Annotated in this window: 17 protein-coding genes and 1 pseudogene; 14 read left to right on the top strand and 4 right to left on the bottom strand. The window is 48.4% G+C overall.

Features of this window, described 5'->3' with window-relative positions; translation table 11 throughout:
* Positions 1-117 precede the first annotated feature (117 nt).
* Complete coding sequence (locus N5E87_RS13120) at positions 118-1,677, bottom strand: SulP family inorganic anion transporter (protein WP_086902616.1); 1,560 nt, start codon at positions 1,675-1,677, stop codon at positions 118-120.
* A 145-nt stretch (positions 1,678-1,822) separates the two neighbouring features.
* Positions 1,823-5,104 carry a ribonuclease E gene (gene rne, locus N5E87_RS13115; RefSeq protein WP_086902617.1) on the bottom strand — a complete coding sequence of 1,094 codons (3,282 nt, stop codon included), beginning with the start codon at positions 5,102-5,104 and terminating at the stop codon, positions 1,823-1,825.
* Positions 5,105-5,699: 595 nt separating this feature from the next.
* Between rne and rluC the strand changes: the two genes are divergently transcribed.
* Together rluC and N5E87_RS13105 are read left to right on the top strand one after the other, a co-directional pair.
* A complete protein-coding gene (gene rluC, locus N5E87_RS13110) occupies positions 5,700-6,659 on the top strand; it encodes a 23S rRNA pseudouridine(955/2504/2580) synthase RluC (protein ID WP_086902634.1) in 960 nt (319 codons plus the stop codon).
* A gap of 112 nt (positions 6,660-6,771) precedes the next feature.
* A pseudogene (locus N5E87_RS13105) lies at positions 6,772-7,445 on the top strand (HAD-IA family hydrolase).
* Positions 7,446-7,605: 160 nt separating this feature from the next.
* Here N5E87_RS13105 and N5E87_RS13100 read toward each other — a convergent pair.
* Entirely contained in the window at positions 7,606-8,193 is a 588-nt protein-coding gene (locus N5E87_RS13100; protein ID WP_086902618.1) for a nucleoside triphosphate pyrophosphatase, read from the bottom strand.
* Between the two features lie 285 nt (positions 8,194-8,478).
* Between N5E87_RS13100 and yceD the strand changes: the two genes are divergently transcribed.
* The 11 genes from yceD (at position 8,479) to N5E87_RS13045 (ending at position 17,192) form a co-directional block, all read left to right on the top strand.
* Positions 8,479-9,003, top strand: a complete 525-nt coding sequence (gene yceD, locus N5E87_RS13095; protein ID WP_023267847.1) for a 23S rRNA accumulation protein YceD — start codon at positions 8,479-8,481, stop codon at positions 9,001-9,003.
* A gap of 17 nt (positions 9,004-9,020) precedes the next feature.
* Positions 9,021-9,191 carry a 50S ribosomal protein L32 gene (gene rpmF / locus N5E87_RS13090; RefSeq protein ID WP_011072715.1) on the top strand — a complete coding sequence of 57 codons (171 nt, stop codon included), beginning with the start codon at positions 9,021-9,023 and terminating at the stop codon, positions 9,189-9,191.
* A 15-nt stretch (positions 9,192-9,206) separates the two neighbouring features.
* Positions 9,207-10,235: a phosphate acyltransferase PlsX gene (gene plsX, locus N5E87_RS13085; RefSeq protein WP_279775360.1), complete on the top strand. Its 1,029-nt coding sequence runs from the start codon at positions 9,207-9,209 to the stop codon at positions 10,233-10,235.
* A gap of 9 nt (positions 10,236-10,244) precedes the next feature.
* Positions 10,245-11,204: a beta-ketoacyl-ACP synthase III gene (locus N5E87_RS13080; RefSeq protein WP_086902619.1), complete on the top strand. Its 960-nt coding sequence runs from the start codon at positions 10,245-10,247 to the stop codon at positions 11,202-11,204.
* A 104-nt stretch (positions 11,205-11,308) separates the two neighbouring features.
* Entirely contained in the window at positions 11,309-12,235 is a 927-nt protein-coding gene (gene fabD, locus N5E87_RS13075) for an ACP S-malonyltransferase (RefSeq protein WP_086902620.1), read from the top strand.
* 9 nt (positions 12,236-12,244) lie between these two features.
* Positions 12,245-12,991 carry a 3-oxoacyl-ACP reductase FabG gene (gene fabG / locus N5E87_RS13070; RefSeq protein ID WP_011623152.1) on the top strand — a complete coding sequence of 249 codons (747 nt, stop codon included), beginning with the start codon at positions 12,245-12,247 and terminating at the stop codon, positions 12,989-12,991.
* Positions 12,992-13,154: 163 nt separating this feature from the next.
* The gene (gene acpP / locus N5E87_RS13065) at positions 13,155-13,388 is read left to right on the top strand and encodes an acyl carrier protein (RefSeq protein WP_006081231.1); all 234 of its coding nucleotides are present in this window, start codon (positions 13,155-13,157) and stop codon (positions 13,386-13,388) included.
* A gap of 207 nt (positions 13,389-13,595) precedes the next feature.
* Positions 13,596-14,834 carry a beta-ketoacyl-ACP synthase II gene (gene fabF, locus N5E87_RS13060; protein ID WP_039978489.1) on the top strand — a complete coding sequence of 413 codons (1,239 nt, stop codon included), beginning with the start codon at positions 13,596-13,598 and terminating at the stop codon, positions 14,832-14,834.
* Positions 14,835-15,011: 177 nt separating this feature from the next.
* Complete coding sequence (locus tag N5E87_RS13055) at positions 15,012-15,380, top strand: hypothetical protein (RefSeq protein ID WP_086902621.1); 369 nt, start codon at positions 15,012-15,014, stop codon at positions 15,378-15,380.
* A gap of 116 nt (positions 15,381-15,496) precedes the next feature.
* Positions 15,497-15,976: an acyl-CoA thioesterase gene (locus tag N5E87_RS13050; protein ID WP_011623149.1), complete on the top strand. Its 480-nt coding sequence runs from the start codon at positions 15,497-15,499 to the stop codon at positions 15,974-15,976.
* A 340-nt stretch (positions 15,977-16,316) separates the two neighbouring features.
* Positions 16,317-17,192 carry an NAD(P)-dependent oxidoreductase gene (locus N5E87_RS13045; protein WP_086902622.1) on the top strand — a complete coding sequence of 292 codons (876 nt, stop codon included), beginning with the start codon at positions 16,317-16,319 and terminating at the stop codon, positions 17,190-17,192.
* Positions 17,193-17,292: 100 nt separating this feature from the next.
* Here the strand turns inward: N5E87_RS13045 and N5E87_RS13040 are convergent, their stop codons facing one another.
* Positions 17,293-18,141, bottom strand: coding sequence for a D-hexose-6-phosphate mutarotase (locus N5E87_RS13040; protein WP_086902623.1), 849 nt, complete (start codon positions 18,139-18,141; stop codon positions 17,293-17,295).
* Positions 18,142-18,368: 227 nt separating this feature from the next.
* On the opposite strand from N5E87_RS13040, the gene N5E87_RS13035 reads away from it, so the two are divergent.
* Positions 18,369-20,159, top strand: a complete 1,791-nt coding sequence (locus N5E87_RS13035; RefSeq protein WP_086902624.1) for an acyl-CoA dehydrogenase C-terminal domain-containing protein — start codon at positions 18,369-18,371, stop codon at positions 20,157-20,159.
* Positions 20,160-20,303 lie beyond the last annotated feature (144 nt).

Genomic DNA, 20,303 nt, shown 5'->3' with positions numbered 1-20,303 from the left:
GTTAAGTCATCAGGTGTTTATACACATCAAGTCTTGTTTTCAATATAAAAATAAACCCACGATCTTTTGTGAAGTTAGCCTTCAGACCGTGGGTTATGCAGCTTCATTAGGTGCTTTTTAAGAATCTAGTTTATCGTCCGCGACTTTATAGTGGGGATCGTCTAGCAAATTCACTTCAACCAGATCGCCCGCTTTGTGAAGTAAGGCCTTGCAGTCGGCACTTAAATGCACCAAATGCAGTTTTTTGCCCAGCGTGACATAACGTTCGGCAAGCGTATCTATGGCTTCTAGCGCCGAGTGATCGGCTACACGTGAATGTTTAAAGTCGATGATAACATCTTGGGGATCCTGCGAGGCATCGAAGAGTTCGAGGAAGCTGGCCACTGAGCCAAAAAAGAGTGGGCCGTTCAGCTCATAGACTTTCCAGCCAAGGCTATTTGAGGTTACTTTTACGCTGATGTGTTTGGCATGTTGCCATGCAAACACAAGCGCTGACACCACGACACCGACAAAGACGGCAAAGGCGAGATCGGTAAAGACGGTCACAGTGGTCACGAGCACAATGACAAAAGCATCATGTTTCGGCACTTTGCCCATAAACTTAAAGCTTGCCCATTCGAATGTGCCTAGCACCACGATAAACATCACGCCAACCAGAGCGGCAAGTGGAATAATTTCGATAAAAGAGGCACCAAAGAGGATAAAGGTCAGTAAACCGATAGCCGCGGTAATACCGGATAATCTGCCACGTCCTCCTGAGTTAATGTTAATCATCGATTGACCAATCATGGCGCAGCCGCCCATGGCTCCAAAAAAGCCGCTGGTGATGTTACCCACGCCTTGGCCTATACATTCTTTATTGCTACGTCCGCGGGTATTGGTCATCTCATCGATAACCGTTAAGGTTAACAGGGATTCGATTAATCCGACGGCGGCTAAAATAAAGGAATAGGGCAGAATAATGTAGAGTGTCTCAAGGTTAAACGGCACCTGTGGGATCGCAAAGCTTGGGAGTGAACCTGCGATGGTCGCATGATCATCGCCACTCATGGTTTTAAGAAAATCCAACACATTTCGGGTGTCTAAGTCAAAACCGACCACAATGGCGGTCACGCTTAAAATCGCAACTAACGATGAGGGGACCGCTGTAGTCAGTTTGGGGAGAAAGTAAATAATTGCCATGGTCAGTGCGACTAACCCTAACATCAGCATCAAAGGCTCTTGCGGTAGCCAGACTAATTCCCCTGCGGCATTTTTGACTTTAAATTGCCCGAGCTGAGCCAAGAAAATCACAATGGCGAGGCCGTTTACAAAACCTATCATCACAGGATAGGGGACAATGCGGATAAACTTACCCAGTTTAAATATCCCAGCACTGATTTGGATTAATCCCGCCAGTACCACAGCAGCAAATAAGTATTGCACGCCATGTTCAACCACGAGGGACACCATCACAACGGCCATAGCCCCCGTCGCGCCAGAAATCATGCCTGGGCGTCCGCCTATTAATGCGGTAACTAATCCCATAATAAAGGCTGCATAGAGTCCGACCATAGGTTCGACGTTGGCGACGAAGGCGAAGGCTACGGCCTCAGGGATCAGCGCTAGGGCGACCGTCAGTCCCGAGAGAATATCGGCTTTGTGACTAGATGTTTTGTGGCGAAAGAGATCGAACATGAAACCTCTGTTAATTATTTGTGTTGGCAAAATAGCCGCGAATACTAACAAAAAAGCCGATTCAGCTAAACCTTAAATATGGCTTAATTTGCTGAAAATAAAAAAGCCATGCGAGTGCATGGCTTTTTTCACAACAGCTTGAGGATTATGGACGAGCCATATCCGATTCGGCGCTGTTGCTGTGTTTCAGTTTAGGCGCAGCGGCTTCGGCTGAGGCGACATTGTCATACTCGCGGCCTTTCGGCACTTCAACCTGAGCTCTAACTTCTACCGTTGGCTTGGTCATTTCAGATGACACCATTGAACCAAAACGACTCGCCGCTTTGGGCTTGCTCACCACGGTTTCAGCTGCAGGAGCTGCGACAGCTTGAGCCACAACGGGTTTCGCCTGAGGTTTAACGATAGGTGCAGGTTTTGCCATTGGAGCCGAGGCCACAGACTTCACGGCATCTTTCACTTCGGCTTTTTCCACTTCGGGCGCGACAGCTTCAACTGCGACAGTTTCTGCTTTCGCTTGAGCAACTGGAGTTTCGGCTGGGGTCACAATGGCTTCTATAACCGTTTCTACCGCTTTAGCTGGCTCAACAGCAACGTCTTCAGCCTTAACGCTCGTCTCTGGCTTGTTATTTACCGCAGTGTCAGCAGGAGCTTCTGTTACTGCAACTTCAGCTTTAAGCTCGGCCACTTGCTCGGTAGCTACTGACTCAACAACTTCAGTCTCAACAGCTTTATTGGTTTCAGCAACCACACTGACATCTGCCGTTTCGACTACAGCTGCAGGAGAAGTGACAGTCGGTTCAGCGGCAACTTCAGTTGCTTTTGCTTCTGTGGTCTCAGCTGCTTCTGCAGTTTGAGCGGTTGGCGCAGGGTAATCTTGAGCATCACCGAGTGCATCGTTTGGTACGAATTGCGCAGGTGCAGAGACGCCTTGCTCATCTTCATCACGGCGACGACGTTGACCGGCCGCTCTTAAATGACGTGGGCTACGGCGACTACGACGTTGTCCATCGCGAGATTCGCGTTTCGCTTTATCATCCGCATCGGCACTGACTTCTGCGTTATCAGCATCGGTCTCGGCTTCGGTTTTCACTTCGATTACGTCAGCTGGGGCCTCAGCACGGTTTTCAACCACTGGCTTTTCAGCGCTAACTTCAGCGTTTGCTTCCACTTGGCTTGCTGCGTCAGTCGCTTCTACTGTCTCATTGGCAACAGCGGCATCTTTGCGTGGCTGGCGACGTGAGCGAGGTGCTTTCGTCTCAGCTTGTGGCTCAGTTGCAACGTCAGTATTGGCTGCATTAACGGTGGCCACTTCGGCTAATACCACTTCTTCTTGAATTGGCGCTTCGGTCGTTTCATTGGCGTTATCGATGCGTACTTTACGACGCATGTTACGGCGCTGACGACGCTCACGGGCCACTTCTTGCTTTGGTGTGTCGTCTTGAGACTCGGCTACCACTTCTTTTGGTGCTTGATTACGACTCTTAGGCTCTGGTTTAGTGCGCTTTGCATTCTCATCTTTTTCACGAGCTGGGCGCTCTTGAGCCTGAGGTACATCAGCCGACTTCTTGGCATTGCGAGTGCGTGGCTCGCGGGTGCCTTCTTTCGCTTTGTCAGCATCTTGGTTATTGCGAGTGCGGCGAGTGTCATTACGACGATTACGACGGTTCGCATTGGCAGTTTGGCTGTCAGACTTTTTGGTTTCTGTGGTCTTTTCTGCCGCAGGCTTATCGCTTGAGCTGAAGAAGGCGCCAATGGCACTGAACAGTTTGCTGAAGAAACCTGGCTCGGTTGCTTCCACTTTGTTGGCAACAGGTGCAGCGGCTTGTTCGACTTTCTGCGGTGCGGTGAAGCCTTTTAGGGCTGGTGCTGGCGCAGCAGTGCGTTCCAGTTTACGGGGTTCGTATAACTTGGCTTCAGGCTGTTCGATGCGCTTGTAGCTGGATTCATCGATTTCATCGTCAGTGCGGTGACGAATAACGCGATAATCAGGAGTCATCATATGTGGATCTGGGATCACATAGACTTCCACATCATGGCGTTGCTCAGTGATACGAATCGCTTTGCGTTTTTCGTTCAGCAGGAAGGCCGCCACATCGACAGGCACGATGGCTTCGATTTGTGAGGTGTTTTCCTTGATGGCTTCTTCTTCCATCAAACGCAGAATCGACAGCGCTAAAGATTCGGTACTACGAATCGTGCCTTGGCCATGACAGCGAGGGCAGATATGTGCAGCTGATTCTTCTAAGGATGGACGCAGACGTTGACGCGACATTTCCATCAGACCGAAGCGAGAAATGCGGCCTAATTGTACGCGGGCACGGTCGTGGTGCACGGCATCACGCAGGCGGTTTTCAACTTCACGTTGATGGCGCACAGGCGTCATATCGATAAAGTCGATCACGACCAGACCACCTAAGTCACGCAGACGCAATTGACGGGCAATCTCATCGGCGGCTTCAAGGTTGGTATTTAATGCGGTTTCTTCAATATCGCCGCCCTTCGTTGCACGGGCAGAGTTGATATCGATTGAGGTTAATGCTTCAGTTGGGTCGATAACAATCGAACCACCCGATGGCAGACGCACTTCACGTTGGAATGCCGATTCGATTTGCGACTCGATTTGGAAGTGAGTGAACAATGGCACTTCGGCTTCGTAGAGTTTTACGCGCTCAACGAAATCAGGGCGCACCAGTGCAATATGTTGTTTGGCTTCTTCAAAAATGCGAGGGTGGTCGATGAGGATCTCGCCCACATCACGGCGAAGATAATCACGAATTGCACGTACAATGACGTTACTTTCTTGATGAATTAAGAAAGGAGCGGCTTTACTTTGTGCGGCTTCGGTAATGGCGGCCCAGTGGTGTTGTAGAACTTTTAAGTCCCACTTCAGTTCAGTCGATTCTTTGCCAACACCCGCAGTACGCACGATAAGTCCCATACCTGCTGGTACTTCTAAATCGGCCATGGCTTCTTTTAATTCGGTGCGCTCATCACCTTCGATACGGCGAGAAATACCGCCAGCACGAGGGTTGTTTGGCATCAGAACTAAGTAAGAACCCGCTAAGCTGATAAAGGTCGTTAGTGCAGCACCTTTGTTGCCGCGCTCTTCTTTGTCAATTTGAACAATAACTTCTTGTCCTTCACTGACCACTTCTTTGATGTTTGGGCGACCTTGGAAAGAATAACCTTTAGGGAAGTATTCTCTGGCGATTTCTTTTAGCGGTAAAAAGCCGTGGCGCTCGGCACCATAGTCAACGAAAGCGGCTTCTAAAGAGGGTTCTACGCGGGTAATTTTACCCTTGTAAATGTTGGATTTTTTTTGCTCGTGACCAGGACTTTCAATATCCAGATCGTACAGTTGTTGCCCGTCAACCAGGGCAACACGCAACTCTTCTGATTGAGTTGCATTGATTAACATACGTTTCATGATGACGTCATTCTTCTTTAAATGGAGGTCATCAAACAATCGCGTTTCGCTGCATTACGGGCCTAGCAGTAGGTCAACGAAGCCTCACGGCTGGTGGCTAGGCAAGGTGCGCATTACTGTTAGACGCAGTCGCTGCGTGTCGCATCCTATTTATGGCTTATTTTTTAATGATTACAAAAACAAGGAATTCGTTGTAAAACATCAACCAACCCCATAAATTCTTTAATTTCGTTCCGGTAATGCCCAAGTCGAATCGGTTTGTCTGACGACAAGTTAAAATATATTTCGAAATCGGTGAGAAAAACTTTAGATAAACCTAGTCAAAGTAAGGTTAGATTCTCGATTTAATCGTAAAAAACGCATTTGTGGTATTTTTACTCAGTATACGATTTGCAAATCAATGAGTTGCTATCAAGAAAATCTTTTTTAATCTATAAAGCTTTTCACTTGGGACTGGGACCTTGTGAACACTTTATTCACGGCTTATCCCTAATCGCTGGTGAAATATAGCAATAATCAAAAAATTCAGCAATGGAAAGGCACAATTCTTCTTAAGTGTTGTACAATGGCCGCCGTTTTAAGCAGATGGCACATCATGAATACAGAATCTCCACAGCTACAGGTGCAGTTGATCACGATTGACGAAGACCACCTCGACCAACGAATCGACAATTTTTTAATCACAGTGCTAAAGGGCGTTCCTAAGAGCATGATTTACCGTATCGTCCGCAAGGGTGAAGTACGGGTGAATAAAAAACGCATTAAGCCCGAGTACAAATTGCAAATCGGTGATGTGGTCCGTGTGCCGCCGGTCAGAATGGCTGAGCAGGATAATCGCACCGCGCCTTCTGCAAACTTGAGCAGAGTCTCGCAGCTTGAAGACCGTATTTTGCATGAAGACAATCATCTGATTGTATTGAATAAACCTGCGGGCATTGCGGTGCATGGTGGCAGTGGTGTCGATTATGGTGTGATTGAAGCGCTACGCTCCTTACGTCCGCAACAAAAGTTTTTAGAGTTGGTTCATCGTCTCGATAAAGACACCTCGGGCGTGTTGTTGGTGGCCAAAAAACGCAGCGCCCTTAAGCATATGCACGATCAGCTGCGTTATAAAAAAATGCAGAAGGATTACTTGGCCTTAGTCAAAGGAGAGTGGTCGGCACAGGATAAAGTGGTTAAACAGCCACTATTAAAATTAACGCTTAAGTCGGGTGAGCGTATCGTTCGAGTCAATGCCGAAGGTAAACCTTCTGAAACGCGTTTTAAAATTGTACAGCGTTATCAAGGTTGTACGCTTGTGCAGGCGAGCCCTGTAACAGGCCGTACCCACCAAATTCGGGTGCATTGCCAATATATGGGACATCCTATCGCCTGTGATGAAAAATACAGCGAGCAGGCGTTTGATGACAGTATGCGCGCACTGGGTCTGACTCGACTGTTTTTACATGCGGCAGAGCTAATGTTTATTCATCCTGAAAACGATGAGGTGATGCGAGTCTCAGCGCCGCTTGATGATAATTTGCAACAACTGCTAGGCAAGTTAAAGCGCGCTTAGCGTTTTTTCTGCGCCTATTACCCATGGATAACCTGAGAGCGTGAAAGTGTCAGTAAGCCATTCAACCCAACGAAAATATGATTTAGTGATTTTTGATTGGGATGGCACGTTAATGGATTCCATCGGCAAGATTATTGTTTGCATTGAGAATATGGCTAGGGCGCTGGCGTTACCCGTGCCAGCTGAGACGGATATTCGCAATGTGATTGGCTTGTCGATGACGCAGGCGTTACAGGTGTTATTTCCCGCAGGTTTGACTTCAGTGCTGTCGCATATCGGATGTGCAAGCAGTGCAGCACAAGGAAATGCAGCTCAAGCACTTGTGGGCACCGATGATTGCTATATTAAGATGCGCGCCGAATTCAAGACGCATTATTTGCACCTTGATACCACGCCAACGCCGATTTTTAACCAAGCCCCCCATTACTCGAATCATTATCAATTGCTGGATACCAACTTGCGGTCGCGACGGGTAAGGCGAGAGCAGGCTTAGTGCGCGTGTGGGAGCAATCTGGCTTAGGTCACTACTTTATCGCTTCTCGCTGCGCCGATGAGGCGCAGAGTAAACCTCATCCAGAAATGATCTTAAGTCTGCTGCAGGAGTTAGATGTTCAGCCTGAACGAGCCTTGATGGTCGGAGACTCTTTATTGGATTTGACCATGGCGGCGAATGCGGGGATTGACGCTGTGGGCGTGACTTACGGCGCCCATAATGAAGCAATGCTCCAACAAGCCAATCCCATCGCCTTAATTGATTCCCCTGAAAAACTCTTGCTGCATTTATAGTGATTGAATCATTAGTTCAGATTAATGAGCACTGAAAACTTGTACCGTGAGTAATCCAAATGCTTTTTGAGTCATTTGAGCAAGCGATATGGGCAAGTGCCATCTCGCTTGCCCATATTTAGTCGCACTTGCGTCATGTAACCTTAATAACCGCTTCGCGTTAGTCGGCTAAGACATCGATTCCTTGAGTGAGCAGCATTTCAGTTAATAGTATTAAAGGCAGCCCAATCAACGTGTTAGGATCGCGGCCTTCTAAGCGATTAAACAAGGCAATCCCTAATCCTTCACTCTTAAAGCTACCCGCACAATAAAAAGGTTGCTCTTTATCGACATAAGCGGCAATTTGCGCAGCCGTCAGCTGACGAAAATGCACGGTGAAAGGTTCGACCTGAGCCGTCACTTCTCCAGTCTTAGCATCATAGAGCGCAAGACCGGTATAAAAGGTGATTGCTTTGCCCGAGGCTTGGCTGAGCTGCTTGATCGCATTGTCTCGATTTAATGGCTTACCAATAATCTTGTCGTCAATCACGGCGACCTGATCTGAGCCTATAATGAATCCCTGTGGAAAATGGCTCGCACCTGCCTCGGCCTTGGCTTTGGCAAGCCTTAAGACTAAGTCTTGGGCGGACTCATTTGCCATGGGGCTTTCATCGATATCCGGATTGCAAGTCTCAAAGGCTAAGCCTAACTTTTGTAATAGTGCTTGTCGGTAAACAGAGGTGGAAGCGAGAACTAACTGGGGCGTCATCGGTAAAATCCATAAGAAAACCTGACTCATTGTCGCTAACCTAGCCGCTTGAATGCAAGCGAGTGGTGGCAGATAGAATGACTTTGGGGCGGTAATCGGGGATTCTTACGATGAGTGCGGCTATTTTAGCCGGCTTACGCTTGTGCGCCGCCCCGTGCTTGGGTAAAATTTCGCTTCCGTTAATTTCAATGTTGGGGCTAGAGAATCACTTAAGTCGCAAACTGGGACTTAAGTTAGAAATTTTTCTTTGACTCTAGCGTTTTCAAACTATAATATGCGCGCCTTATGCAAACAGTAAAGATACCGGTTTCAATTGATCCTTTTCGCGCCGCCTCGAGCCGTTCTACCTATGAGGGGATAGTGCCTGGGCAGCAATTGAGAAGATTAAATGAGTTATGTGCCGGCGACTGTTCCGATGTGGCAGTGTCGATTGAATGTGGCGTAGATTTGCAGGGGATAGTCTACCTGAAAGGGAAGGCTGTGACGGAGCTCACTCTGGTTTGTCAACGTTGCATGACGCTATTTACCACTGAGGTTACGGTCGAGTTTTGCTTCGGTCCATGCCGGACTAAGGCAGAAATCGATGAGCTCCCGGATGCGTATGACCCAATTGAGTGCAATGAGATTGGCGAAGTACGTCTGCATCAATTGATCGAAGATGAATTGATAGTCGCTATGCCTATCATCCCGATGCATGAAGAAACTGATTGCAACATCGGGTCAATGGACATAGTTGTAGGCGAGATCGAACCCGCTCAAGAGGAGCGTCCAAATCCGTTTGCAGTGTTAGAAAAACTGAAGAGCAAGTAATCTAGGAGACAGGGCCAATGGCTGTACAACAGAATAAAAAATCTCGTTCTAAGCGCGGTATGCGCCGTTCACATGACGCACTGAGCACTGCTCAGCTGTCTGTTGACGCTACCAGCGGTGAAGTCCATATGCGTCACAACGTGACTGCTGATGGTTTCTATCGCGGTAAAAAGGTAATCAACAAGTAATTTGTTGGTTTCCTAATGACGAGTCTGACGCTCGCGTTAGATGCGATGGGTGGCGATCATGGCCCCCACGTCACGGTGCCTGCAGCCTTGCGGGCACTAAAATCTCACTCTTCCCTTAAAATCATTTTAGTCGGCGATAAGACTGAAATTGATGTCTATCTGCGTCAAGCAGAACAACCGTTACTCTCACGTATTGAAGTCATTCACACCGATGAAGTGGTGAGTATGTCCGATAGACCCGTGCACGCTTTACGTACCCGCAAGAATAGTTCGATGCGCTTGTCGATTGAACTGGTGCGTGACGGACGAGCTGCGGCGTGTGTAAGTGCGGGTAATACTGGTGCCTTGATGGCCATGGCCAAGGTGTTATTGAAGACCTTGCCCGGTGTAGACAGACCCGCGTTGGTCAGTTGTTTACCCTCGGTCACGCAAAAGCCAGTTTATTTATTGGACTTAGGTGCCAATATCTCCTGCGATTCAGAAACGCTTTTCCAATTTGCCGTGATGGGCTCTGTGTTGTGTGAGGCGGTGGATAAAAAATCCCGCCCTAAAGTAGCACTCCTTAATGTGGGCACAGAAGAAATCAAAGGCAACGATCAGGTTCAACAAGCGGCGCAAATACTGCAAAACACCGATCAGATTAATTACACCGGCTTTATCGAAGGTGATGAAATCTATTCGGGCAATGTGGATGTGATCGTTTGTGATGGTTTTGTGGGTAACATCACGCTCAAAACCTCTGAAGGCATTGCCAAGTTATTGGTTCATCTGTTAAAACGTGGCCTAACCCAAGGTTTCTTCGTGCGTTTTTTGGCAAAACTCATCGCCCCACGCATTCAGGCGGTCCTCAGCCAGATGAACCCCGACCACTATAATGGTGCAAGTCTGATAGGATTGCGCGGCATAGTTGTAAAGAGCCATGGAAATGCGGATGAAACTGCCTATTTACAAGCAATTAGTTTGGCAGTGACTGAAGCGCAACGTCGACTCCCCGAAATGATAAAAGATCGTTTGGAGTCGATTCTTTTAGATATAAATAACTGATTCCTCCTTATGCATACAAAAATTCTCGGAACTGGTAGTTATCTGCCAGTGCAGGTGCGTAGCAATCAAGATTTGGAAAAAATGGTGGAAACCAGTGACCAATGGATTGTTGAACGTACAGGTATTTCAGAGCGTCGCATCGCGGCGCAAGACGAAACTGTCTCAACTATGGGCTATCAGGCGGCATTAAATGCGCTTGAAATGGCCGGCATAGAAGCATCAGAGTTAGATATGATCATTTGTGGCACCACCAGTGCGGCAAATGCATTCCCTGCGGCGGCCTGCGAAATTCAAGCCATGCTCGGCGTACATACCATTCCAGCCTTTGATATTGCGGCGGCTTGTTCAGGTTTTGTGTATGCCTTATCCGTGGCGGATCAATTCGTTAAAAATGGTACCGCGAAAAAAGTCCTCGTGATTGGCGCCGACGTATTATCCCGTCTGTGTGAGCCAGAAGATCGCACTACTATTATCCTATTTGGTGATGGTGCAGGGGCGGCGGTTATCGGTGCTTCCGATGAGCCCGGGATTATTTCAACCCATATTTATGCCGATGGTCGCCAAGGTGACTTGCTTAAGTGCGCCTTCCCACCTCGTCAGGGGGAAACCTCTGAGGCGGTTGGCTTTATGACCATGAAAGGTAATGACGTTTTTAAAGTAGCTGTGACTCAGTTATCCCATGTAGTCACTGAAACATTGCGCCTGAATAATATCGACAAGTCGGAAATCGACTGGTTGGTTCCCCATCAGGCTAACTTCCGCATTATTAATGCCACGGCAAAAAAGCTGGACATGAGCTTAGATAAAGTGGTGTTAACCCTTGCCAAACACGGTAATACCTCGGCGGCGTCGGTACCGATTGCCTTAGACGAGGCCGTGCGTGATGGCCGGATCCAACGTGGTCAGCTATTGCTGCTCGAAGCCTTCGGTGCCGGTTTTGCGTGGGGCAGTGCGCTCGTCCGTTTTTAACCGTATCTGGATACGACTAAATTCCTAATTATCGTTATCTTGGTTTGCTGTCCAAGATAACGGTTTAGTGTTCAATAAATTAAGTTCGCCATAGGTAATTTGATATGGAAAATGTAGCTTTTGTATTTCCAGGCCAAGGTTCACAGGCTCTAGGCATGTTAGCCGAGCTGGCTGGTGCGCAGCCGATTGTGGGACAAACCTTTGCCGAAGCGAGTGAGGTGTTAGGGTATGATCTGTGGGCATTAGTGCAAGATGGCCCCGTTGAAACCCTAAATGAAACCGATAAAACCCAGCCTGCCTTATTAGCGGCAAGTGTGGCGATTTGGCGTGCCTATGTTGCTTCTGGCAAGGCCATGCCTGCGATGTTAGCGGGTCACAGCCTAGGCGAATATTCTGCATTAGTTTGTGCTGGTGTCATCGACTTTAAAGATGCGATCAAACTGGTTGAGCTACGTGGTCAACTGATGCAGCAAGCCGTACCAGCCGGTACTGGCGCTATGTACGCGATTATCGGTCTGGATAATGACGGTATTGCCAATGCGTGTATTGAAGCCGCCCAAGGCGAAGTAGTGAGTCCGGTTAACTTCAACAGCCCTGGCCAAGTGGTTATTGCCGGTCAAAAAGAAGCGGTTGAACGTGCAGCTGCGGCCTGTAAAGCGGCGGGCGCTAAAATGGCGGTAGCGTTGCCTGTCAGCGTGCCATCACACTGCGCATTAATGAAACCTGCCGCTGATAAATTAGCGGTAGCTTTAAACGAAGTGCAGTTTAATACGCCAAGCATCAGCGTTATCAATAACGTAGATGTGGCATCACCAATCGCGGTCGCCGACATTAAAGATGCGCTGGTTCGTCAACTTTATTGCCCAGTGCGCTGGAGCGAAACCGTTGAATTAATGGCTGAAAAGGGCATTACCCAGTTAGTTGAGTGTGGCCCAGGTAAAGTATTGACAGGTCTTGCGAAACGCATTAATAAATCTCTTTCTGCCCAAGCAGTTAATGACGTTGCATCCCTTGCCGCGTTAACTGAATAAGGAGTTTGTATGAGTATCAATCTGAGTTTAGCGGGCAAAGTTGCCTTAGTGACAGGCGCGAGCCGTGGTATTGGCCGCGCGATTGCCGAAACCTTAGTCGAAGCCGGTGCGATTGTGGTAGGAACTGCCACAAGTGAGAAGGGCGCCGCAGCAATTCAAGAATATCTGGGTGACAAAGGTTTTGGTTTAGTGCTTAATGTTACCGATAGTCAATCCGTCACCGATTTATTCGATTCGATCAAAGAAAAAGCGGGTGATGTTGATATTCTAGTCAACAACGCGGGTATCACCCGTGATAACTTGCTGATGCGAATGAAAGATGATGAATGGAACGATATCATCGATACCAACCTGACATCATTGTTCAGACTATCAAAACCTGTGATGCGTACCATGATGAAAAAGCGCTTCGGCCGGATCATCAATATTGGTTCAGTGGTAGGCACTATGGGCAATGCAGGTCAAGTTAACTACTCGGCTGCAAAGGCTGGTTTGATCGGATTTACAAAATCTCTTGCAAGAGAGGTTGCATCTCGTCAAATTACAGTTAATGCTATCGCTCCTGGATTTATCCAGACCGATATGACTGATGAGCTGACCGAAGATCAGCAAAAAGCTATCATGTCTCAGGTTCCGATGGAACGATTAGGGCAAGCGCAAGAAATTGCTAATGCTGTACTCTTCTTGGCATCGGATTCTGCCGCTTATATCACAGGCGAGACCTTGCATGTGAATGGCGGAATGTACATGGTTTAAGGGCGGATGGCAGGGATACTGTCGCAACTGAGTAGTGATCTGTATCAATTGGTCGCTAAATTTCGTGGTTAGACCACGAAAACTAAGCTTGCATTGTCAGCCAAATCTAATAAACTACTCGCAATCTTACGCAAGTGCGTAATTTGAATAGGAAAGAAAACTAATGAGCAACATCGAAGAACGTGTAAAGAAAATCATTGTAGAGCAACTGGGCGTTAAAGAAGAAGACGTTAAACCAGCGGCATCTTTCGTTGACGATCTGGGTGCAGATTCTCTGGACACTGTTGAGTTGGTTATGGCTCTGGAAGAAGAGTTTGATACCGAGATCCCTGATGAAGAAGCTGAAAAGATCACTACTGTTCAAGCAGCGATCGATTACGTTTCTAAGAATCAGTAATTCTGAATTCTAGAGAACAGGCGGCAAATATGCCGCCTGTTTTTGTTTTAGCCCCGCCCAATTCTGCATTAGTGCCATTCAATCGTCTCTGGAACCTGTGTTGCATTTGTCCATGAGATGCTCGCCGCAGATTGGCGAAGACTCTTTATGATAGAAACACCGTTATCTGTCATAACCTTATCTATTTAGCATTAAAAGGTGACTGCCGTGTCTAAACGTCGTGTAGTGGTAACCGGTTTAGGGTTAGTAACTCCCGTGGGCAATACTGTCGATACTACTTGGAAGGCGCTGCTTTCGGGTAAGAGTGGTATTGCACCTATAACCAAATTTGATGCCAGCGAATTCACCACTCGTTTCAGTGGTTCTGTAAAAGATTTTGATGTTGAGCAGTACTTAACCAAGAAAGACGCCCGTAAAATGGACCTCTTTATTCAGTATGGTATGGCTGCTGGCATCCAAGCTATCCAAGACTCGGGTCTGGATATGAGCAAAGTAAATCCTGGCCGCGTCGGTACCGCAATTGGTGCGGGCATGGGCGGTATGTGGTTAATCGAACAAAACCACAGCGCGCTATTAAGCGGTGGCCCCCGTAAGATTTCGCCTTTCTTCGTGCCAAGCACCATCATCAATATGATTGCTGGCCATTTATCGATTATGTACGGTATGACAGGCCCTAACTTTGCCGTCACGACCGCTTGTACTACCGGTGTGCACAACATCGGTTTTGCGGCGCGTACTATCGCCTATGGCGACGCCGACGTGATGGTTGCTGGCGGTGCCGAAGATGTCACTTGTCCATTAGGCGTGGGTGGTTTTGGCGCAGCTAAAGCGCTGTCGACCCGTAACGATGACCCAACGGCAGCCAGCCGTCCGTGGGACAAAGACCGTGATGGTTTTGTCATCGGCGATGGTGCAGGTGTGATGGTGATGGAAGAATACGAGCACGCTAAGGCGCGCGGCGCGACCATTTATGGTGAACTCGTTGGCTTTGGTATGAGCGGTGATGCGTTCCACATGACATCGCCTCCAAGCGATGGTGCGGGCGCTGCTGCGGCTATGGTCAATGCAGTGAATGATGCCAAGTTGCCATTTGAGAAAATTGGTTATATCAATGCCCACGGCACTTCAACACCTGCGGGCGATAAAGCCGAAGCGGCAGCGGTGAAATCTGTGTTTGGCGATCATGCCTACAACCTGCTGGTCAGTTCGACTAAGTCTATGACGGGTCACTTGCTGGGCGCTGCGGGTGCAGTAGAAGCGATTTTCACCCTGCTTGCACTGCGCGATCAAGCTGTACCACCGACCATCAACCTCGATAATCCAGATGAAGGCTGTGATTTAGACTTCGTGGCGCACACCGCCCGCGATGTGAAGTTAGAGTACGCCCTGTGTAACTCCTTCGGTTTTGGTGGCACAAACGGTTCATTGCTGTTTAAGAAAGTTTAAACAACGGTTAGCTCAATAAAAAATGCGCCTATAGGCGCATTTTTTATGCCCGAATTGTGCCGAATATCACTTTCTAACCTGCTGATATCCAAATAGTTAACCTTTGTTCATCAAGCTTGTTTAATCCAGCTTGCCGCCGATAATGACAGGCATATACCGCTTAAATGGATGCTTGTCATGTTAAACCCTCTGGTGATCCCACTTGTGCCAATCGTTGGCGCCGTAACCGCAAATTTGACCGAACTTATCCGTGGTGAATCCAAAGTTTGGCATCCGAATATGGATATCGGCATGAAGACCTTCACCTTTGCCATTGCCGCATATGTACTGGTGTGGTTTGCGTTGTTGGTGACTGCCATCAGTGTCGGTGGCAGCAACCATATGTCATCGGGATTTGAAGTGATTGGGCTGTTTTTGGCGGGGTTGGGTATTTACACTTATGGCAAGGGCACTCGCTTTGTTAGCAGTCAATTACAACTGTGGTTGTATCGCCTAGCGTTGCCGGGATTATTACTCACCTGCGGGCTGATAAGCTACTTTGGCTAAATCGGTTCTCTTCACTGGGACAATCGTAATTATCTTTACGCTATTGCGCATTTCTATCGTAAACTCAACTTATTGCAAAATCATTGAGCCACAGAGGCTGAATAAGTTGAGGTTATATGGCTGGTATCGATAGACAAATTACCCTGAGATTTTTGTCTGAGCCTGCGGATGTGAATTTTGGTGGTAAGGTTCACGGCGGCGCTGTGATGAAATGGATTGACCTTGCGGCCTATGCTTGCGCTGCGGGTTGGAGTGGTAAATATTGCATTACCGCCTATGCGGGGGGAATTCGATTTGTACAGCCGATCCTTGTGGGCAATATTGTCGAAGTCAGCGCAAAGGTGATTTATACCGGCAAGACCTCGATGCATATCGGTATTGATGTGCGAGCAGGGGATCCTAAGGTCTCTGAGCGCCATCTCACTACTCACTGTATCGTTATCATGGTGGCCGTGGATGAAAATGGACAACCGACACCTGTGCCTGAATGGGTGCCGCAGACTGAGCATGATATTCACCTGCGTGATTCTGCGCTGCGTTTAATGGAGATGCGCAAGAAAATTGGCGCCGAAATGGAAGCCCACGTGCAAAAGTGATTTTGGCTCGTGATATAACACAAAGGCGCCTTAGTGCGCCTTTGTTGTTTCTGTCGAACACTGCGTTTGCTGCCAAGGGCATTTTTACTCTGACGCTCGCCTAAGCGAGTGCTACACTGCCGCCAGCGTTTTTTTTACCGATTGACCCTTTAAGTTGAAACACTTGCTCGCATTTTTTTAGTTTAGGTCGGGTCTTTCTCGGAGTAACATAAGCGCGCGTTCAGCGTGTCGTTAGTCCATTGTGGTCAATTCAGTATTGTCAATCTGGCGGTGTTAATGAACGCAGTAAAATGTGTGGTGTAAAACGTTTCACCTTGTTTATCAATCAAAGGAATTCCTCATGGCAAAAGTCGCATTTATTGGTTTAGGCGTAATGGGTTACCCCATGGCAAGACACTTACTCAACAAGGGCCATGAGGTTACTGTGTATAACCGCACTTTTGCCAAGGCACAAACTTGGGTTGAGAACTACGGCGGTCGTTGTTGCCCAACGCCCAAAGAGGCGGCTATTGGCCAAGATATTGTGTTTACCTGCGTAGGCAACGATAACGACTTGCGTGAAGTGGTATTAGGCAATGATGGCGTGATCCATGGTATGGCTCAAGGCACTGTACTGGTTGACCATACAACGGCTTCTGCCGATGTGGCCCGTGAATTACATAAAGTGCTGGCCGAAAAAGGCATCGATTTTCTCGATGCGCCTGTATCGGGGGGCCAAGCTGGCGCCGAAAATGGCGTGCTGACCGTGATGGTCGGGGGCGATCAAGCCGTGTTCGAGCGTGTAAAGCCCGTTATCGAGGCGTTTGCGCGCTGCGCCGAGCGTTTAGGTGAGGTAGGAGCAGGTCAACTCACTAAGATGGTTAACCAAATTTGTATCGCAGGTGTGGTACAAGGCCTTGCCGAAGCCCTGCAATTTGCCCGTAAGGCTGGCCTTGACGGTGAAAAAGTGGTTGAAGTGATCAGTAAAGGCGCGGCGCAAAGCTGGCAGATGGAAAATCGCTACAAAACCATGTGGGGCCAAAGCTATGATTTTGGTTTTGCCGTCGATTGGATGCGTAAGGATTTAGGCATTGCCCTAGAAGAAGCTCGCCGCAATGGCTCGCACTTACCCTTAACCGCATTAGTGGATCAGTTTTATTCTGAAGTTCAAGCCATGGGCGGTAATCGTTGGGACACCTCAAGCTTGTTAGCGCGTTTTGAGAAAAACACTAAGTAGGCGGTGATTGCCAAATAGATGACCATCGTGAATTTGATGGCATAAAAAAGCCCAGTCATGCACTGGGCTTTTACATTGATGGGATATCGACAAAGACGGATTAGTCTGCCCAGCGAATATGGGTGACTAAACTGTGACTCTCGCCGGGGGCCAGCGTTAATTTATCTTCAAGCACATTGGCGGCTTCTAAACACACCATGGTCAGATAGTCATCGTCATTAAAGCGGGCAAGGCGAGTTGATTTTTCAATCCAAGGGTTCCACAACACGGCCGAGTGGCTATTTTCGCGGCTCACTTCAATCACACCTTGGGGCGTATGTAAGTGTTGTACTGGGCCTAGCTTGGTGTAAACGCGATCGGTTTCGCGGTCGAATAGCACGTCGTCCGTTGTTTGCGGGTAAGGCCCTTCGGCAAACTCAATATATTGAGCACCACTAAAACCCGTGGCTTTAAGTTGGTGAATATCTTCAATTGGAAAATAACTGTGTAGTGCTTGGGTGAGTGTTACGGGCACATCGCCAAGGTTAGTGTTAACTAAGCTGATACTTAAGGTTTCACCTAAGGTAAAGAGGACGTTGACTTGGGTATGGTGCGGCCAAAAAACCTTATCTTCTTCACCGATCGTTAAGCTGAAACGCAAATCTACCAATTGATTACGCATCTCAACCGACTCGAGTGTCCAAATACGGGTACGGGCAAAACCATGTTGTGGAAAATTAGCTTGGTTGCTCATGCCAAACCAAGGCCAGCAGACAGGTACACCGCCACGGATCCCATTACCCGGTTGATAGTCATCCGCCGAAGACACCCATAACAAGGGCGGCTTACCTACGGGTTGAAAATGATCGATTTGCGCGCCCTGTAAAAAAATCCTTGCTTGGCATAACGCAGTGTTCACTTCGACATAATCGAGCCCGTTTGCGTGTTTTTTGGTGGTAACAGAACCCATAGTAACAATATCCTCAACCTGATGACGTATCAGCAATACAGACACTTAGCTTACAAACTTTTGCACTTGAGCATAAGCCTTTGTTGCGATCAATTTACGGTTTCGCTGTTCGATTGTGTAAACAAAAGTCATTGTGCCAAGGTCCAGATGCTTCCTTTTTCAACAGATTTAGCTAAAGTGGTCAGAGCACTGAGTTCATTGCCATAAAACAAGAAAGGGAAGCGATTATGCCAGTCTATCAAGCACCACTACGTGACTATCAATTTATCCTCGATGAAATGTTGCATATTTATCAGCAAGATGCCTTAAAAGGCTTCGATGAAATCGACCCCGATCTGGTCGATGCCATCCTACAGGGTATGGCGGATTTCAGTACTGAGGTGATGTTGCCGTTAAATAGCGTAGGGGACGTGCAGGGCTGCAAACTCGTGGATGGCAAAGTGGTTACCCCCGAAGGTTTTGCCGACGCCTATCAGCAGTTTGTCGATAATGGCTGGCCTACACTGACCTGCGATCCCGCCTATGGCGGCCAAGGACTGCCCGAAGTGGTCGGTATTTTCGCCACAGAGATGCAAACCTCGACCAACATGGCCTTTGCCATGTATCCCGGCCTGACCCATGGCGCCTATGCGGCCATTCATGCCCACGGCAGTGAGGCGCTGAAACAGAAGTATTTAGCCAAATTAGTGAGTGGTGAATGGACTGGCACCATGAACCTAACCGAATCCCATGCAGGAACCGATTTAGCACTGCTGCGTACTAAGGCCGTTCCCGCGGCGGACGGCTACTTTGTCATCACTGGGGAGAAGATTTTTATCTCCTCGGGTGACCATCAATTTACCGATAATATTGTGCATTTGGTGCTCGCCCGTTTACCCGATGCCCCCGAAGGCGTGAAGGGGATTTCGCTGTTTGCCGTGCCTAAAGTGTTGGTGAACAGTGATGGCAGTTTAGGTGAGGCGAACAGCCTCTATGCTAGCGGCCTCGAGCACAAAATGGGGATCCACGGTAATTCAACCTGCGTGATGGTATTTGAGGGGGCACTCGGTGAGTTAGTCGGCGAACCCCATCAAGGGCTGCGCGCCATGTTTACCATGATGAACCAAGCGCGCCTTGGTGTCGGGATGCAGGGATTAGGCGTGTCCGAAATCGCCTATCAAAATGCCTTGGCCTACGCCAAGGATAGATTGCAGAGCCGCGCCATTAGTGGGGCTAAGGCGCCCGAAAAAGCCGCCGATCCGATTTTGGTTCACGGTGATGTGCGCCGGATGTTGTTATCGCAAAAAGCCTTTAATGAAGGTGCCCGGGCACTCGTTGGCCAGCAGGCACTGTGGCTCGATGAGGCAGAGCGCCATAGCGATCCTGCCAAAGCTAAAGTGGCCGCCCAGTTAGCGGCGTTATTTACACCAGTGGTGAAAGGCTTTATCACAAACCGTGGTTTTAACGCCTGTGTGGATGCCCAGCAAGTATTTGGTGGTCATGGCTATATCCACGAGTGGGGCATGGAACAGTTCGTGCGTGATAGCCGTATCGCTTTGATTTATGAAGGCACTAACGGTATCCAGGCGCTCGATTTAGTTGGGCGTAAATTGCTGAGCGATCGCGGCGCTGCCATGCAGCAATGGTCTGCGTTAGTGACTGAGTTTATTCAATCACAGGGTAAAGATCCGCAAATGCAGCCCTATATCAGTGGGCTAATGGATTGCGCCACCGATTTACAAAAGGCGAGCGGTTATTTAGCGACCCATGCAGCCAGCAATCCCGACATTATTGGCGCGGCATCGATGGCGTATCTCGAGTTATTTGGTATTACTGCCCTTGCATGGATGTGGGCGCGTATGACTAAGATTGCCCTGACTGCGCTCGATAATGGCACGCAAGAGTCCGATTTTTACCAAGCTAAACTGAAAACGGCGGACTTTTACATGGCGTATTGGGCCGTGCAGAGTCGCAGTCTGCGTAAACAGTTGGAGCTGGCGAGTGAGATGTTAACCACGCTCGATGAGGCGATTTTTTAAGTTTACCTTCAAAGTGTTACAACCAGTCAAAGCCAGCAGCGTGATGCTGGCTTTTTTATTAAGATAGCTTTCATTCAGCGCCATTCAATAGGAGCCATACACTAAGAGCCATGCACTTATATCCGTACATAATGAATGGACTCT

The organism is Shewanella sp. GD03713, from assembly GCF_029843705.1.
GTDB lineage: Bacteria > Pseudomonadota > Gammaproteobacteria > Enterobacterales > Shewanellaceae > Shewanella.
The sequence above is the reverse complement of the archived record's forward strand: the minus strand, read 5'-3'. Positions and strand labels throughout refer to the sequence as shown.